Source organism: Flavobacterium panacis (genome assembly GCF_024649945.1).
GTDB lineage: Bacteria > Bacteroidota > Bacteroidia > Flavobacteriales > Flavobacteriaceae > Flavobacterium > Flavobacterium panacis.
In genome coordinates, this window is record NZ_JANKMS010000016.1 from 19,997 (window position 1) to 38,278 (window position 18,282).

Genomic DNA, 18,282 nt, shown 5'->3' on the forward strand with positions numbered 1-18,282 from the left:
ACTTTATTTTTAATTTTTATTTCTTGATTTCGATTTTAGTTACCGAAATAAAATTTCCAGTACTACCGTAATTTGTCTTTTTTTTATCCGACCAATTTGGTCTCTCTCCTGTATTATAAACTGATAAAATGTAATTTCCTTTTTTTAATAAAGGAGATCTGTAAACTGTTGTTTCTATTCGATTTTTGCTGTACATGTCAACAATTGAACTGGTAATCGTTTTACCTTTTTCATCTGCAACTACAACTTTGGCATAACATTTTTCGTTGCTCACAAAACTTGAAAAACCAATCTGTTGTCCTTTAAATTTAATTGAAAATGAGGCATTTTTATCCTCTGATTTACTTTCTGAAAGGCTATTTTCGTTTGAATGATTCCAATTACCGGAGTATTTAATTTCTTTGTCTGTATTTTTTAAAATTTGATCTTTGTTCTTTGGTCTAGATACCACTCCAGTTTGCAAATCGATCTGCCAACTTTGCTGATATTCTGGGATTTTTAAAGAAGTTCCCGAAATTGTAAGTGGCTGCCAAACATAAGTTGCCGAAGAAGCTTGTTTAGGAAACGACCAACGATCGCCCATAAACATATAGGTAGTTTCTTTTGAACCTTGAATTGGCAAAACAAAAGTCGATTGAGAATTCCATGTCAATGTTTCGTTTGGCGCAATTAAACCCTGAAATTGCCAAGGTCCTTTTATTGAATTGGATGTATAATAATAGTTATCATTTTTCTCCCAACTTGTTAAATGAGAACCGATAAAATAATACAATCCATCTTTTTTAAGCATTGTTGGTGATTCAAAACCGGTTGTAATATTTTCGTTTACTTTTTCCGTAACCGACTTATAATCATCACTTAATTTGTAAATTTCACCACCATGAACCAAAATATATCCAGAACCATCCTGATCCTGAAAAGTTCCCATATCCCATTTTTTAATTGGTTTTCCATCCCATAAAATCGGGCCTTTAAAAGTATATGGCCCTTCAATATTTTTAGAAACCGCATACCCCACAAATTGATCTTTATAAGTAAGTGAATCAGCGTGCATGTACATTACAAATTCTGCTGTTTTAGGACATTTCATCACTTTGACTCTCTCACCAACCCGATTTTGACCTAATTTTCCCGATTCTTGAACAGGAAGTGCCTGACGCTCAAAATTCCAATTGTAAAGATCTTTCGAAGTATAACAATTAAATCCTGCAAACGCGTTGCTGTTATCGCTGTGTGCTTCACCAAACAAATAAAAAGTATCTTTTTCTTTTACAATACAAGCTCCATGTGCACTCACAATATTTCCATTTTGGTCAAGCCAAGGGGTTCCAGAACTAATAGCATCATATTTTCCAGGTTGTTGCGCAAATACCAAAACAGAATTCATCAAAAGAAATAAAAAAATCATTTCTTTAAGCAAACTTTTTAAATTGGGATGAATCTTAGTAAACATTCTATTTTCTATTTTCTATTTTCTTGTATCTTTTTACTGTTCTATTTACGTTTCAACCATTCTTTTGGAACATTTACAATACAGATACTTAGCGTTCGATTATCTTCTGAAAGCATCGCCGACTGAATCTGAATTTTTGTTCCATCTCTGTTGAAAGTTGGGTGAACGTGATCGGCTGCAGTTTCTTTATGACCTGTTGTCAGCATCATCATTTCGTTTGTTTTTCGATCAATCAAATACAAGCTTCTTGAAAAATCATCTCCAACTGCCCATCTTCCATCTGCAGAACCGTGAACATGCCATAATCCGCTGCCACTTTTGGTTTGTCCAGCAATAATCATTTCTCTTGTTCTTAAATTTACAATCGCTAATCCCGTTGGTTTTTCTCTGGTTCCTGAATTTCCCCAATTACTTTCCTGTCCCGGATTTTGTGGATTTCTCACTTCTGTGCTCTCTGTGACTTCAACAGGAGTTTCTTTATGAATATCAATTTTTCTATGCCCCATGATTGCCATTGCAACCTCATCTTTAGAAATCACAGCTTCATGCGTTACCCATTCAAAATCAGATTCAGGATATAAAGGTCTTAATCCCGTTCCGTCTGCCATTACTGTCCAAGTACGTTGTGGAGATTTTCCTCCGGTTTCCCAACAAAAAACCAACTCACCAGGATTCCAAATATTCGATTGAATATGCCCCACTTGAAATGGTACAGAAACAACATGTTTAATTCCTCCAGTTTTGATATTCATACTGCTAATTCCGCCCGGACCAGCTCCCATGTTTCTTGGACCAAAACTCTTCTCAATTTTCACAGACGGATCAAGATGTCTTGCCGCCTCTTCTTTTCCTATTCTAAAATAAACTCTTTCTTCATCTGCATCCAAAGCCATATCGCCAGACGCTCCCATTTCTGGATTGGTAATACCACAAACACGTTCATAAGCCGAAACGGGTTTCATCTTTCCTGCCTGACTATCTTTAAAAACAGACTCCAGATTTACTTCCATGATTTGCATTTTATCTCCATCTGCTTTTCGCATATAATACAATTTCATCGATTTTTGAGCCATACATAAAGTTCCAGAATAACCGCCTTCGGTAACCTGAACCATTAAACCTGATTTTTCATTAACTGCAACAGCATCTCCATTGGCTCTTTTGGTTCTAAAAATCAGCCATTCTCCATCAGCTGTCCATTGCGGGTGTGTTGGGTATGTTTTTGAATCTCCAGCCGATTTTGTAGTCAAAAAAATCAATTCCTGACCTGTAACTGGGTCTTTTATTATCTTTTTTTCTGATGGAAACCGCTTTCCAATTTGACAGAAAACTGCAGTAGTAAATAATACAAAAAATATATTTATAGTTGATTTCATATGTTGTTGGGTATATGGCCGAAAAGGCTCGAAGACACTAAGTTTTTTTATTCCTTAGCATTGATCTCACAAAGTTTATTTGGCTAAAGCCGACAAATCAATATTCTTATACCTCCAGCTAAAGCTGGAGGCAATTCAAAGTATCTAAAAATGATTAATTATGAGTCGTATCAAACAACTCATAATTTATAACTCATAATTCAAAACTATTTATGTAAATTATCTTTCCCTTCGATTTTTAATTGTATCGCGCTATCGTTTATTTGAAACTGACTGTCTTTTAAAAGCAAAATCACTTCAGATCCAGCCAGTAAAACTGGACCGTAACCATGAGCCGCAAAAACATTTATTGGACGATAGTAATAAAATGCAGGATCAAAGCCCATTCCAGTTCCTACGCAGGTTCCTTCTACCTGACCTTTGTCATTTACTTTTGTAGCAACTGCATTCCAAGCCAATAAAACTGCAGGAGCATATGTCATTTTATCCACATAACCGCGATTGATTGCTCTTGCGATTGAATAGGCATAAATAGCTGTTGCAGAAGTTTCTAAGTAAGAATCATTTCGATCTAACAATTGATGCCAAAATCCGGTTCCATCTTGATACTGAACCAATCCCGCAATATGTTTTTGCAATTGCGCCAAAACTTGAGGATAACCCGGATGCGTTTTTGGAAGAACTTCTAATAACTCAATCATTGTCATAACCGCCCAGCCATTTGCTCTTGCCCAATGAAACTGGGGATGAACCTGCATAGATTCGACCCAGCCGTGCATATAAATTCCTCTTTGACTATTGAACATTTTTTCAGAAAACTGATTTACCTGTTTCACTGCATCGTCAAAATATTTTGTATTTCCGGTATAACTAGCCATCTGCGCCAGCGCTGGTACACTCATAAACATATCGTCTAGCCACAGCGTATTGTCCTGCGGTCTGTTTCTTGCTAGAGTTCCATCTTTTAACCTGAATTGTTTGTTGCTGATGAAGTCAATATAATTGTTTACCAAAGGATCAATATTGGCTTTTAAACCCTCTTTTTTCGCTTTGATGAATGCCGCACACAAAGCTCCTGCAAAATCTAATGCCTCAGGATGAAGTGTTTTAAGCATATCTTTATCCTTAATATTCTTTTCATTATAATTTTCAGCAATATCAGCTATCAGCTTAATTCTCTTATTTGAATAGTCAGCATAATATTTTTCGCCTGTTGCTTTAGAAGCCAAAAGCATTCCGGCATAAGTCACTCCCCATTCATAACTGGTTAGTCTAAATGCGCCTGGCTCAAAAACAATATCCTGATTTCCTTTTTTATAGTTTGTTATTTCTGCTTTAGTATTAGCATCAATAATTTTTGAAGCTGAATTTTTATCCAAAAAGTTAAAGACACGATCCAATACGACTTTTATATCTTCTTTTTTCGGAATAACATAAGGAGTTGGATAATCAGGCTGCAATAAATGTAATGGAGCAGTTGCATCTGTTTTCTGCGCTTCTGCTGTACAAAAAACTCCAAAGGCTAATAAAGTTATTGTGGTTAGTTTATAATTCATGGTTACTGTTATTTTAGTTAGTAAAAAATATATTAGCTATTTACCTTATTCATTCCTTTTGAAGAAAGAATTATAGTAATCAACTATTTATCTGTGTAGTAAGTTCTTTAAATTTATGATTTATTCCAAATAAAACACCTCTTTTAAAGAAATGGCTACGGGCGAATTATCCGGATTTGTTTCCATTATGTCAGCCATATAAGCCCACCATTTTTTTACGATAGGATGATTTGGAAGATACTTTTCATCAAAATCTGCGCTAATTTTCTGCACTGCGAAAAGCGTTAGTGTTTCTTCATCTAAAAAAATACTGTAATCTTGTATTCCTGTTTCTGAAAGTAGAGCCGATAATTCTGGCCAGATTTCGTCATGTCTTTTTTTATATTCAGCTTCAAAACCAGATTTTAATTGCATTTTGAACGCATTTCGAATTGAATTTTTTTCTGCCATCTTTACTGTTTTAAGTTTATTAGAACCTGTTTATCTCTATTACAGACAATTTCACCGTCTATATATTCGAGTTCTGCCACCTGAATAGAACTTCTTTTTGTTTCGTAACTATCTACTCCTTTATTTTCAGGAGTTCTTCCTGGATGTGTGAAATAGAAAATATAAGCTTTATCTCCACTCACAATGATATCTGGATGACCACCAATTACCTTGTCGTCTTCGCCAGTTCCAGGAGTTTGAAGAATGTTCTTTTCCTGACGTTTCCAGTTTAAAAAATCTTCAGAGGAATACACATTCAAACCTCGCCATGAATCTGAAATCAACCAGTTTTTTCCTTTCCATTTAAAGACTTTTGGTCCTTCTCCTCTATCTTTTATAATTTTTGTTCCACTATCAACCCAATTGTATAAATCCTTACTGTCGGCATAATAAATTGATTTTCCATCGTTTTCATTGTTGTAAAACATTCTCCAGCTTCCATTTGGCAACTTATATACAGAGGCGTCAATACATCTATCAGAAGCAAGTTTTAGTTCAGATTCAAACTTCCAATTCATTAAATCAGAACTTGTCAGATGAATGATCGAACGTGGATGATACCAGTCATTAAAGATTCCGGGAACAATCGTTAAATACATATGATATTTGTTCTTGTATTTTATAACGTCAGGCGCCCAATAGGTTACATCTTTTAGTTTATAATTTATTGAACAAGTATCTTTATAAATCCATTTTGCACCATCAATGGATGTTGCCACGCCAATTTTTGTTCCGTGCACCCAAGTAATTCCTTTTGCGGTTGAATCTTTTGCTCTTCGATTCGTATAAAACATAAACCATTTTTTCTCTTTTTCATTCCATATAATGGTTGGATCGGCCGCTCCGTCAAAAATTGGATCTCGGTAAAGCGGCTTTGGCGCAATAGATTTCGAATCTTTTTTTGCTTCTTTTTGTGCATTCATTGTTATGCTGAAAAACACAACAACAAGGTTTAAAAAAAGATATTTTAAGTTTAATTTCATTCCCAATTTGTTTAAAAATTTCTCTCGCAGATTCTGCAGATTTTGCAGATTATTTACCTTGATTATTATTTGGTTTATTCTCCCAATCATCTGTTCTAAAAGGTGATGCTGGTAAGTTTTCTGCGTTGAATAAATTAGGCTCTGGAACCGCTTTCCATGCAAAACGTACTGCAACTGGTTCTTTTACCTGTTTGGAAGAAACTAAAATTGTTTTTCCTTTGATTTTTGCTGATGCAGGATAAAATACCTGATCTTTTCCTGCGATTTCAAATTCCTTTAAATCTTCTTTGCTCTTTTTAAATCCATTTGCTACATCATCAAAAAATAATTCTATCGAATGCTTTTTAACTTCCATGTGATTGTAAGTCGGACCTGAATAAATCAAATTTTTATATCCGTAAGTTTTTGCTTTTGCAAATAAAGCCAAACGATAACCAACCGTTTGTTTATCAATCGGATGGATATTTGTTGCGTTTCCAACATCTGTCGTTACCACCATACCTGAATTTGATATTGATTTTGAAGCTATAAATTGTGCTTCTCTGATGTCTGGATTTTGTCCTTTATGTGGGGCAATCTGAACATAATAGAAAGGGAAATCCCCCTGATTCCAGTCGCTTCTCCAATTTTTTACCATGGCTGGAAAAAGACTTCTGTACAAAAATGCTTTTTCTGCATTGCTTTCGCCCTGATACCAGATCACACCTTTTATGGTATAATTAATCAAAGGATGAAGCATGGCGTTGTAAAGAACATACGACGTTTTATTTTCTTCTTTTTTAGGCTTTTTAAGCTGACTTTTAAATGAAGAATCATTGTTGTTCGCAAGTCTTTCATTCTTTAAATCAGCATAATACTTTTCTAGTTTTTCCTGAAATATCTTTTCATTCTTTGCATCTTGTTCCAATATTGGAATAAAATCTGTGTTTTGCTCCAAAACAGACTGCGAAGTCCAGGCTTCAGCTTTTGTTCCTCCCCAAGAAGTTGAAATTAATCCGATTGGAACTTTTAAATTCTGGTATAAATCCCTACCAAAAAAATAAGCAACTGCCGAGAAAGTTTTGATTGTAGCTGGTGAACATTCTGCCCATTTTCCTGTTATATCATCGAGTGGTTTTTGGGAAGCTTTCGTTAATACTGTAAACAATCTTATAGATGGAAAATTGGCATTTTGGATTTCTTCTTCATAATTTTTAACACCTGTTTTCCAGGTTCCATCTTCTTTTCCAACAGGAAAATACATATTAGACTGACCTGAACAAATCCAGACTTCCCCAATCAAAATGTTTTTTAAAATGATGTTATTTGAAGCTTTAATTGTAATATTATAGGGCTTTTCGCTTCCATTTGGCGTTTCTACAGCAATTTTCCAGTTCCCATCAGGATTTGCCACTGTTTCAACAGGATTTTTTTGCCATCCTAAAGAGATCATAATCTTTTCATTTGGAGCTGCCCATCCCCATAAATTCACTTTTGAATTCTGCTGTAAAACCATGTTATCTCCAACCAATGCTGGTAATTTCACCTGTGCATTGACTGTTAATTTTATTCCTAAAAAAATAAATAAAACAAAAAAAATATTTCTACAAATCATTGATTCAATAATTTTAATCTTAATTTCCTAAAGATAAAGCACTATAACGGTATCGGTATCCTGTTCTTTCCTGTAATTAAATTTTAGTAACGCTAAAACTCTAATTAGTTTAAGTCATTTGATACTTATAAAAAAACCGCCTCCTAAAAGACGGTTTTAGAAAAATTACTAATAATAAAATGGATTTATTAAATCCTGTTTACTCAACAATAGAATATTAGTATCCAGGATTCTGCATTTCCGTTTTCTGTTCAGCAGACAAAGGTTTTCCACTTGAATAAACTCCATCAAGGAAAGTCTGAGGAATTGGGCGTAAATTATGATAATCCTGAATATTTGGCGATGCCTCGATATTATAGGCTCTCGCTCTTGCTATCAAAGTTTTAGTTCTGCTCAAATCCTGCCAACGATGAAACTCACCACAAAGCTCTCTTGTACGCTCGTTTAAAACCAAACATAACATTCTATCATAATCTGATCCGTAACCTAATTTTGTAATTATCGCCATATCCTCAGCAGGAAGTGCAGAAACACTTGCTATTGTCAAGCTGGTAGCATTGGTTGTAACAGCAATATTGTTTGATTCGTAATATGAATTTTCAGGAATATAAGAAATTGGAATTCCTGCTTGTCCTCCAGTTGTCCATGCTGCAGATCCATCGACATATGCCGAACGATTCTCACTTGCTTTATAAGCGGCACGGGCACGAACAGTATTAATGTAAGGCAACGCATCGGCATAAGAAGCTGATCCTGCTTTTGCTAAACGTATTTTTCCTTCAGCAGCCATCAAATAAGTTTCTGCAGAACGAGCCAATATGATATCACGAGATCCTTTTATATTACTCAAATCAATTCTGTTTCCGTCCATATATTTGCTTAAAGATGGAAATCTTACATCGGCCATTAAACCTACTTTATCTGCTGCATAAGCCACATACACACTCGGAATTGTTTTTCCTGTTTTAGAATAAATAATGGCATCTGTATTTTTAGTTTTTGCAAATCGAGTATCGGAAGCATTGTTTACGACATACATAATTCCTAAGTCACCATTTTTATAAATAGCTCCTGATGCATTATTGACAATACTTTTTGTCTGAAAACTTTTCCAAAAACGAGAATCGTTTACATGATCAAAAACATCATACACAAAATAAGTAGGTGCCAAACGGCTAAAAGGTCTTCCCCCAGCAAGGTTACGTCTCATTTGTGGCAACTGGTCATAAGTAGAAAGGAAATACAAATGCTGCTGATTTCCACCTGTCGTCAAAGTACTATTGTTAAACTGCGCGGATAATATCAACTCTCCAAGTTTCTCATTTGCTCCATCTGCAGTAGTATAATTCCATAAATTATCAAAATTTGGCGCCAGTGGATGATGCGAAATAACCTCATCAGATAAAGTTACTACTTGTTGTAAGTCAGCTGTTTTTGTTGCTGCATTCCAAGCATCATTAATTTCACTCGCACGAAACAAATAGGCTTTTGCCAAATAATGTGCTGCTGCATCTTTCGTGATTTTTGCAGGAGCTCCCGCATTAGAAAGTAAATTATAAGCTTGTGTAAAATCTGCAATCACCTGATTTAAAACTTCCTGTGGTGTTGCTCTTGTGAATTCTAACTGAACTGTTGGACTTGTTTTCAGAGTTAAAGGTACAGCTCCGTACTGACTTACTAATTTCAAATAACTAAAAGCTCTTAAAAAATATCCTTCTCCCAATGCTGTTTTCTTAATAGCGTCATTAGTTGACACAATACCAGTAGCAGCTTCGATAAGCTGATTTGCATTTCCTACTCCGATATATAAATTATCCCAATTGGTATTTGCCGCAACAGTATTCGCATTATTAACCGTTACAAAAGCTTTGAAACCTGAAGAATAGGAATTCCAAATCCAGTTTGAAGGGTCACCCCCAGCATGGAATTCATCTGTCCCTGATTCTGAAACTGCCAGAGGTACTTCGCCTACAAATTCGGCTGCCAAAACCTGATAATTTGTTCCAATTGCCAAAGCCTGAATTCCTGCTTCGGTTTTATAATAATCTTTATTATATGCTGTAGTCAGTTCTTCGTCAAGAAAATCTTTATTACATGAAGTGCTCAAAGTTAAAGCGGCAAGCAGCATCAAATTAATATATCTTTTTTTATAATTTTTCATAATGTTGTCTTTTTGAATTATTTTAAAATTCGACATTCAGTCCTAAAGTCATACCACGGTTTGACGCAGTTGTTTGCGTGTCCAAATCAGTCCATTTCACTTTAGTAAAAATCATCCCTAAATTATTAGCCTGGCAGTACAATCTTAGTTTTGCAAGACCTAATTTTTCTACAAATTCCTTATCAAAACGATACCCAAGAGAAATGTTTCTTATTTTTAAGAATGAACCATTTCTATAACCTAATACTGGGAAATAAGGATCTCCAGTTCCAGCAGAATAAATTGGTTTCTGATATTCTGCATTTGTATTATTATCTGTATAATAATTGATTTGTCTCTGACTTCCCTTTGCTCCTTCATTCTCACCTAAAGTATCATATAAATATCCCATACGACCATAAACAAAAATTGAAAAATCTAAATTTTTGTATGTCAAAGTATTAGTCATCCCGACGATATATTTAGGATCTTTAGAACCAATAATAACACGGTCATTATTAGCATCAATTTTATAATCACCATTTTGATCAACTGGTCTTGCATTACCAAAAGAGAAAATATTTGAACCAGCAGCAGCATTAAACTTCGCCATTTCATCAGCATCTTCGGGTTTCCATATTCCATTTGATGCGAAACCATAAATTACATTTTGCGAATCCCCAATAAACAAATTGTTATTGATGTCATCAAATTTTCCATTTTGAAGTGATACAATTTTGTTCTGCTGATATGAAGCACTAAGATTAGTTGACCATTCAAAATCTTTAACTGCAACGTTTATTGTATTCAAAGTTAACTCAACACCTTTACCTTCAGTTTCTCCCACGTTTCTGTAAGTATCTTTAACCCCGCCAGGCGTTGGAACACTTGTTTTTAGTAATAAGTCTGTTGTTTTACTTGTGAAATAATCCAAAGCTCCTGAAATTCTGTTACTGAATACTGAGAAATCTATACCATAGTTGAACTGTGCTGTTTTTTCCCAACCTAAATCAACATTCCCTAAAGAAGTGTTATTTACCACACCAGATCCAGTTGGATATACAATACCAATCAACGGTGGCTGAGTAGCATATGCTGGAACGGCTGCATTACCAGTAACACCATAACCAACTCTAATTTTTAATTGGTTTAACCAGCTTACATTTTCAAGGAATTTTTCTTTATTAATTACCCATGCTGCAGATGCACTCGGAAAAAACGCCCATCTATTATCTGCAGCTAATTGTGAAGCTCCGTCATAACGACCAGAAGCCGTCAGCAAATATTTATCAGTATAACCATAACTTATTCTTCCCATATAAGACAATAAGCCAGTATCTACTAATCCTGAAGAATATCCTGCAAGAGTAACGTTTGCTGGATTTAAAGCATTCCATTTGTTTGCTGGATTCTTAATATCATTAGCAGACATAGCACTATTCTCATTATGATATTCTGTCTGGCTCATTAACAATGTTCCGCCAATACTATGGTTTCCAAAAGTTTTGTTATACAAAAGCAAGTTATCTAGCGTATATGAAATGGTTTTTTCATTTGCCAAAGAAGCAAAACTTGTTCCTGAACGAATTGCCGATTTACCATCTAAATAAACCCCGTCACGGTAAGAAGTAAGATCTGGTCCGAAATTGATACGGTATTTTAATCCGTCTAATTTAGAAGAAATTGCTCCTAAGTCAAACTGAGCATACAAACTACCAAAAGCACGAAGTGTTACACGTTGATCTTGAGATAATTTATATTCATCAACAGGAGTTCTAATCGTAGAGTCTCCTCCTGGATTGTCAATTCTGTTTCCATTGGCATCGTAAGGAACGGCATAAGGAAGATTTGTTCTCGCTGTTGCATAAATTCCAGTTGAACTAGTTACAGCAGTTCTTCCTACATTAGACTGTCCGTATTCATTTATACCATAACTTGTATTAAGACTTACACCCATTGAAAACCATTTGGTCGGTGTAATATCAACATTTGCAGTACCACTGTAACGCACATAACTTTGTCCGAACAGGGTTCCGGTATTATTTAAATATCCAAAGGAACCATACCCTTTCATTTTTTCAGTTCCACCACTAACTGCAATGGTATGCTGTTGTGTATTACCTGTTCTGGTTACAAATTTACTCCAGTCTGTAGTAGCCACTTTAGATCCATCCCAAGTTGTAGTAAGATTTCCATTGGCATCTCTCCATCCCTTTTCGACATTTGCCCATGCTGCTGGATCGGCAGAAGCCAAAAAGATCAGTCGGTCATTTTCAATATTTGGAGCATCACCCTTTGGAAAAGCGGATGGATTAGAGTAATATCTTCCCCAACGACGAAATTCAATATATTCACCAGCAGTCATCATTGGAGCATTTTCATGAATGGTTTCCGTCATTAACGAAGTGTCGTAATTCAATGTAAATTTTCCATTTTTACCTTTTTTCGTCGTTACAATAATAACTCCGTTTGCACCACGAGAACCATAAATCGCTGTTGCTGATGCATCTTTTAAAACGTCAATTGTTTCGATATCTGTTGGATTTAAAAAGTCTATACCTCCTGAATTAGGATCTACACTAATTTTTCCAGTTGAAGCATCAGTTACCAACCTTGAATTTAAAGGAATACCATCTACAACGTAAAGAGGTGCGTTTGATGCCGAAATAGATCGAGCGCCACGAATGGTAATAGCTCCAACTGTTCCCGGACGTTCTGTAGATGCTACATCTACACCGGCAGCTTTACCCTGCATGGCCTGAACCGCATTCACAACCGGTCTTGAAGCAATATCTTCAGCATTCACACTTACAATCGATCCAGTAAGATCCTTTTTCTTTTTTACACCGTAACCTACTACGACTACCTCCTCCAGAGAATTGTCATCTTCTTTCAGTACGACATTGTAAACAGATGCCTGTCCTACAGGAATTTCTTGTTTTTTAAAACCGATAAAACTGTAAGTAAGAACATCTCCTGAAGCCGCATTGATGGTGTAACTTCCGTCCAGATCTGTGCTTACACCATTCTGACTTCCTTTAATGAGTACATTAACTCCCGGAATCGGTAATCCGGTAGCGTCTTTAACAGTACCTTTCACTACTTTGTTCTGCGCATAGCCGGTTGCATGAAATAATACAAGCATGCCTATTAGCAGCAGCACATTCAAATTGTTTTTCATAAAAGTTAAATTTGGTTAAATAATTAGTTAATCAAATTTATTTAGAAGTAAATTTCGTAGTGTCCTGTAGTATCCTGTGAAACCCACCTGCTACCACCTTAATTTACAGTGTGTTAAATACGCTTATTAAGTTTTTTTTAACAGTAAAATCCTGCCAAGCCTTGATTTTAAAGGAAGGAACAAAAAAATATCAAAAACAAACCAAACAAAGACATAAACATAAATAGTCGCAATTTTTATCAAAAATTTTTAAACATAAACAAATTAACACGTAAAATAAGTGTGATTTCTATATTCAAAAAAACTATTTTTCAGAAATCTGTTATTTTATCAGTATACAAACTCATTTCTGATGATTAAATCCAAAAAAAAATCGTCTCAAATGAGACGATTTTCTTCTTCAAAAACAAAAAATAATGTTGGGGCAAAATTTATTAATCGTAACCAAGATTCTGATCATATAATCCAGGAACCGCAAGCAGTTCTGATAATGGAATTGGATATAACAATGAATTATTATCAATAGTTCTGATTTTGTTTTCAGTATCTTCTGCAGCTTTCCAAGCGTTCATAATTGTTACCGCTTTACCTGATCTTATTAAATCAAACCATCTTGTTCCTTCTGCAAAAAACTCTTTTCTTCTTTCTTCAAATAATTGATCTAATGTAATATTAGAAGCATTTGCCGTAATTCCTGCTCTGGTTCTTACTTTGTTTACAATATCATCTACTTCTGCTTGAGAACCTCCGCCACCATGAAGCGTGCATTCAGCCATTAACATCAATACATCTGTGTAACGTGTAATCATAAAATCGACACCCCAGTCTTCACGACCGTTTCCGTATCTTGTTGCATCTATGTATTTTTTAAAAACCGGAAGAGTATAACTACCTTTATAAGTTCCAGAAGCCACAGTATAACTTGTCGCAATACCGAAAATTTTTCTTTTATCTGTTGCAGCAAACAAACTCATAAATCCGTTTGAAATTGGTCTTGACTCTAAAGCTCCCTGCGCTGACAAGTTTAAAGAAGCAAAATAAGGCTCGTAACCCAATTCTACCATAAAGTTACCTCCTACGGGAGTTGAAATATTTTGAGTATACGGAATTACCAATACATTTTCTTTATTAGCATTTCCTTCTGTTTTAAAAATAGGATCGTACTCTGCTCCAAAAGTATATAAACCACTTAATTTAATGTCGTTTAATTCTTTGTATGCTTTATCCCATTCATTTAATCCTAATGTGGCGCCATCAATTCCGTAAGTCGGACTTGAACGTGTCATGTAAACCAATCCTAGTAATGCTTTTGCACCATATTTAGTAACACGTCCAAAATTTGCAGTATCATAAGATGGAGCAAGATCTGGAATCGCCTGTTCTAAATCTGAAATAATTAATTTATAAACATCTGCAACAGCTGTTCTTGGAATTTTTGCTGCTTCCTGAGCTGTCAAAGTTTTATCAATTAAAGGAACACGACCAAACCATCTTACTAAATCAAAATAACAAAACGCTCTTAAAAAACGAGCTTCTGCAGCCATTGAAGTTTTATCAGCTGGATTGGTGAAAATCGCATCTCCTTTTTCAGCAATTTTTTCCAATAACTGATTGGCTTTATAAATCGCATTGTAATTAGTTAAATAAGCTTCTTTTACATACGTATTAGAACTAATCGAAGTGTAAAAACTGTTGATTCCTTCCCAATCTCTTGAAGCCTGTGTTGTCGCCATCAAGTTATCCGATCTGGTTTCGCTTAAGTTCATTAATCGGTTTGCATAACCGTAAACAGAAGTTCCGTGAAAAGCTATAGAATAAGTAGCATTTCTGGCCTGTACAAAATCGCCTGGAGTTGCATAAAAGTTTTCGATTGTTCCCTGAGACAAAGGCAACTGTGTCAGCTCCTCTGTACAAGATGACTGTGCAAATAACAATAAAGCACTTGCTGCTATGAAGATATATTTTTTCATTTTTCTTTAATTAAAATTAATGTTAAGTCCAATTACTAAAGATTTTGCCAAAGGCGCTCCACCATAATCAACGGGAACAGCAAAATCACTGTTTGAACTTCCTGAAGTATTTACTGCTTCTGGATTGAAACCTACTTTGTATTTATTCCAATAAAACCAGTTTTCGCCTGTTACATATAATCTTGCGTTATCGATTCTTGAAACTCCTTTAAGTGCTTGTCTTAAGTTATATCCAATTGAAATACTTCTAACACTTACATAATCTGATTTATACAACCAGTCTGAGTTGGCCTGATAACCAAAAGAGGTTCTCCAGTTTCCTCTAACAGCCGGATCAACATTTAATGAATTTTCTACAGACCCCATTCCTGTACGATCAATCGCACGTCCTGTCAAACCATAAACCGTTCCTCCATTTTGTCCTTGAACCAGAACATTTAAATCAAAATCTTTATATTTAAAAGTATTCGTGATTCCCCAAGTATATTTTGGAGTTGGATTTCCTAAATCGACACGGTCTTCTGAATTGATTTTTTTGTCTCCGTTCTGATCCACATATCTTGGATCTCCTAATACCAATTTATTCCCTCCAATTGTAGTTCCACCAGCATCAATATCTGCCTGAGTCACAACTCCATTTTGTCTTAATCCAAAGATGGTGTACATTGGTTTTCCAACTTCTAATTTTACAAATGGAACACCTCCATCAAATGAGTTACTAATTTCAATTTTAGACTGGTCTGGCCCTAATGCCAAAACTTTGTTTTCATTATGACTGATGTTCGCAGAAGTTCTCCATTCAAAACTTGGTGTTTTAACGTTTAGAGAGTTTAACTCAAATTCCCATCCTTGATTCTGTACTTCTCCAATATTAGTTAAATACGTTTGGAAACCAGAATCTCCTGGAACCGGTACTCTTAACAACAATTCACTGTTATTTTTTCTGTACATCTCAAATGTTCCAGTAAGTCTGTTTTTAATAAATCCGAAATCCAATCCAAAATCTATACTTTTTGATTCTTCCCAATGTAAAGAAGGATTTGGAATAGAAGCAGCTCCCTGACCAATTGCCACTGCACCTCCAATTGAGTAGTTGTATGTTCCGAGAGTTGCGTACTGTGCATAACTTCCGATGTTATTACTTCCGTTTATACCAGTACTAGCTCTTAATTTAAATTCGGTTAACCAGTCAACATCCTGAAGAAAGGCTTCTTGTTTCACTCTCCATCCTAACGAAAGAGAAGAAAAAGTTCCCCATCTTCTGTCTGTACCAAATTTTGAAGATCCATCACGTCTGATACTAGCCGATAAAATGTATTTTTCTTTGTAATTATACTGAAGACGTGAAAAATAAGATAGCAAGGCATTTTTCTCAGCATTAGTAGAACCAATCGATCCCGCAGGAAGCGTTTCTATACTTGAACTGTTGTAAAGCGCTCCAGATGACATGGTGGATTTTGTAATTTCATAGGAGTTGAAAGATTCTCCTAAAAGCACATTAAAACTGTGGTTCCCAAAAGTTCTGTCATAGGTAAGTGTATTTTCATTTACAATATTCTGTCTTCTGTATGTATTGTAAGCTCCTCTGATACTTGCAATAACATCATTTGGCGTATAACTCTCGTTTACGTTGTCTGAGTTATCAAAGTTAATCGTGCTTTTTAATGTAAAGTTTTTAGCAAACTGATAGCTGGCATATCCTGAAATCAGATTTCTATACATGGAATTTCTTCCTGTCCTAGCTAAAGCATTCAGCATATTTGTTGTACTAGATCCCCAAGCATAACGAGTGGTATATTTTTCTCCAGCTGCGTTTGAAGCACTTTCAAAAACAGGAGTTGCAGTAAGCGCTTTAAACAAAGTATTGTCTTTTCCTTCAACTCCTGGATCATTTTTAATGGAGTATGAAGGTGCTAAATTGATTCCCATTTTAAAATTTTCAGATAATTTAACATCCACATTGGCTCTTGCAGAAAAAAGAGAATAATCCGTTCCGATGATATATCCTGTATTTTTTTGATAATTGGCAGAAACGTAATAATTAACAGTTTCTGTAGCTCCTGACGCAGTTAATTGATAGTTACTGAATTCTCCTGTACGGAAAACTTTATCCTGCCAGTCAATATAATCTAGTCCAGGATGTCCTGGCATATCCCATCTGTCATCATACAAGTATGTAAAATATCTTGAATTGGATGTTGTAAGCGGAGTTGAAGGATTTACTGCATTGTAAGCCGCAATTCTTTCTGCAGTAGTCTGACTTGCCGATGCTCCAGCAATTCCAGAACCAACCCATTGCGAATCAATCATCGTTTTTGCACGTTTAATCCATCCTTCTGCCGATAACATATCTACTCTGTTGGCTTCCTTATTCACTCCTCCGTATGTATTGAAAGTAAATTTTGGTTTCCCTGTTTTACCTTTTTTTGTGGTAATAATCACAACCCCGTTTGAAGCTCTCGAACCATAAATTGCAGCTGCCGAAGCATCTTTTAAAACTTCAATCGAAGCCACATCGTTTGGATTCATGTTGTCAAGTGGGCTTCCATTAGAAAAACCTCCGTTACTGTTTGATCCTTCCGTATAAATCGGGAATCCGTCAATAACATACAAAGGCTCATTTCCTGCTGTAATAGAACCAGCTCCTCTAATTTCTATACTAAAAGGCTGTCCTGGTAAACCAGTGGTCTGTTTAACACGAACTCCAGCTACCTGACCAATTAATCCCTGATCGATTCTTGAGATTGGACGTTCTGTAAAAGTTTCTGTTTTAATTCCTGAAATTGCTCCAGAAGTAAGTTTCTTCTTTTGGGTACCGTACCCAATTACTACCACTTCGTTTAGATTGGCGCTTTCGGCATCTAGTGAAACATTGTAATTAGCAGCAGCCCCTAATCTTACTTCCTTCTTAACAAATCCCACAAAAGAGAAAATTAACGTTTCTCCAGATGCGGCAGAAATGGAGTACTTACCGTCAAAATCTGTACTAGTTGACCTATTGGTTCCCTTGACAATGACATTAACTCCTGGAATTGATAATTTGGCTGGATCTGTAACGGTTCCTGTAACCGTTTTTTCTTGCGCATAACTGGATGAGTATGCCAGCAAGCATAAGATCATAATCAGTAAAAGATTAAGATTGTTTTTCATAAAAGTTTAATTTGGTTAGATAATCAGTTAAAACCAAATTTATTTAGAAGCACTATTCACAGTATCCTGTACTATCCTGTTAAACTTCCCAGTAATGACAGTAATTCACAGCGAATTAAAGATTTTATTTAAATATTTTTTAACCCGTAAAAACTCGTTAAACCTTTATTTTAAAGGAAAGAATTAAAAATTTATCAAAACAAAAACACATTAACACCTTAGCTTATAAAATTGTAATTTTTATCAAAATATTTTATAAAAAGATAAAATTCACCCCTTAAAAAGCAACTATTTCTCTATAAAAAACTTATGTACCCAGTTTAGAAAAAACTCATGAGTTATGGAAACATTAAACAGTGATTAGGATCACCTAAATTGAAAAAAAATCGT

The 18,282-nt window shown here is 35.2% G+C and carries 10 protein-coding genes; all 10 read right to left on the reverse strand.

The features are described 5' to 3' along the window. Positions 1 to 16: 16 nt before the first annotated feature. The gene (locus NQQ59_RS23640; protein ID WP_257698455.1) at positions 17 to 1,408 is read right to left on the reverse strand and encodes a family 43 glycosylhydrolase; all 1,392 of its coding nucleotides are present in this window, start codon (positions 1,406 to 1,408) and stop codon (positions 17 to 19) included. A gap of 86 nt (positions 1,409 to 1,494) precedes the next feature. Next, positions 1,495 to 2,829, reverse strand: coding sequence for a TolB-like translocation protein (locus tag NQQ59_RS23645; protein WP_144212218.1), 1,335 nt, complete (start codon positions 2,827 to 2,829; stop codon positions 1,495 to 1,497). 206 nt (positions 2,830 to 3,035) lie between these two features. After that, the gene (locus tag NQQ59_RS23650; RefSeq protein WP_144212216.1) at positions 3,036 to 4,385 is read right to left on the reverse strand and encodes a glycoside hydrolase family 88/105 protein; all 1,350 of its coding nucleotides are present in this window, start codon (positions 4,383 to 4,385) and stop codon (positions 3,036 to 3,038) included. A gap of 120 nt (positions 4,386 to 4,505) precedes the next feature. After that, positions 4,506 to 4,835, reverse strand: a complete 330-nt coding sequence (rhaM, locus tag NQQ59_RS23655) for an L-rhamnose mutarotase (protein WP_144212214.1) — start codon at positions 4,833 to 4,835, stop codon at positions 4,506 to 4,508. Between the two features lie 2 nt (positions 4,836 to 4,837). Continuing rightward, entirely contained in the window at positions 4,838 to 5,857 is a 1,020-nt protein-coding gene (locus tag NQQ59_RS23660; RefSeq protein WP_144212212.1) for a family 43 glycosylhydrolase, read from the reverse strand. A gap of 49 nt (positions 5,858 to 5,906) precedes the next feature. Beyond that, the gene (locus tag NQQ59_RS23665) at positions 5,907 to 7,382 is read right to left on the reverse strand and encodes a sialate O-acetylesterase (RefSeq protein WP_257698456.1); all 1,476 of its coding nucleotides are present in this window, start codon (positions 7,380 to 7,382) and stop codon (positions 5,907 to 5,909) included. 286 nt (positions 7,383 to 7,668) lie between these two features. Further along, positions 7,669 to 9,612: a RagB/SusD family nutrient uptake outer membrane protein gene (locus tag NQQ59_RS23670; RefSeq protein ID WP_144212209.1), complete on the reverse strand. Its 1,944-nt coding sequence runs from the start codon at positions 9,610 to 9,612 to the stop codon at positions 7,669 to 7,671. A 22-nt stretch (positions 9,613 to 9,634) separates the two neighbouring features. Continuing rightward, a complete protein-coding gene (locus NQQ59_RS23675; RefSeq protein WP_144212207.1) occupies positions 9,635 to 12,772 on the reverse strand; it encodes a SusC/RagA family TonB-linked outer membrane protein in 3,138 nt (1,045 codons plus the stop codon). A gap of 434 nt (positions 12,773 to 13,206) precedes the next feature. Then, positions 13,207 to 14,742, reverse strand: a complete 1,536-nt coding sequence (locus tag NQQ59_RS23680; protein WP_144212205.1) for a RagB/SusD family nutrient uptake outer membrane protein — start codon at positions 14,740 to 14,742, stop codon at positions 13,207 to 13,209. 6 nt (positions 14,743 to 14,748) lie between these two features. Beyond that, on the reverse strand, positions 14,749 to 17,892 hold the full coding sequence (locus NQQ59_RS23685; RefSeq protein WP_144212203.1) for a SusC/RagA family TonB-linked outer membrane protein: 3,144 nt from the start codon (positions 17,890 to 17,892) through the stop codon (positions 14,749 to 14,751). Positions 17,893 to 18,282: the final 390 nt, after the last annotated feature.

Bases quoted from the DNA above. Each gene is read 5' to 3' on its own strand.
- NQQ59_RS23640 (WP_257698455.1), bottom strand. From the start codon at position 1,408: ATGATTTTTTTATTTCTTTTGATGAATTCTGTTTTGGTATTTGCGCAA.
- NQQ59_RS23645 (WP_144212218.1), bottom strand. From the start codon at position 2,829: ATGAAATCAACTATAAATATATTTTTTGTATTATTTACTACTGCAGTT.
- NQQ59_RS23650 (WP_144212216.1), bottom strand. From the start codon at position 4,385: ATGAATTATAAACTAACCACAATAACTTTATTAGCCTTTGGAGTTTTT.
- rhaM (WP_144212214.1), bottom strand. From the start codon at position 4,835: ATGGCAGAAAAAAATTCAATTCGAAATGCGTTCAAAATGCAATTAAAA.
- NQQ59_RS23660 (WP_144212212.1), bottom strand. From the start codon at position 5,857: ATGAAATTAAACTTAAAATATCTTTTTTTAAACCTTGTTGTTGTGTTT.
- NQQ59_RS23670 (WP_144212209.1), bottom strand. From the start codon at position 9,612: ATGAAAAATTATAAAAAAAGATATATTAATTTGATGCTGCTTGCCGCT.
- NQQ59_RS23675 (WP_144212207.1), bottom strand. From the start codon at position 12,772: ATGAAAAACAATTTGAATGTGCTGCTGCTAATAGGCATGCTTGTATTA.
- NQQ59_RS23680 (WP_144212205.1), bottom strand. From the start codon at position 14,742: ATGAAAAAATATATCTTCATAGCAGCAAGTGCTTTATTGTTATTTGCA.
- NQQ59_RS23685 (WP_144212203.1), bottom strand. From the start codon at position 17,892: ATGAAAAACAATCTTAATCTTTTACTGATTATGATCTTATGCTTGCTG.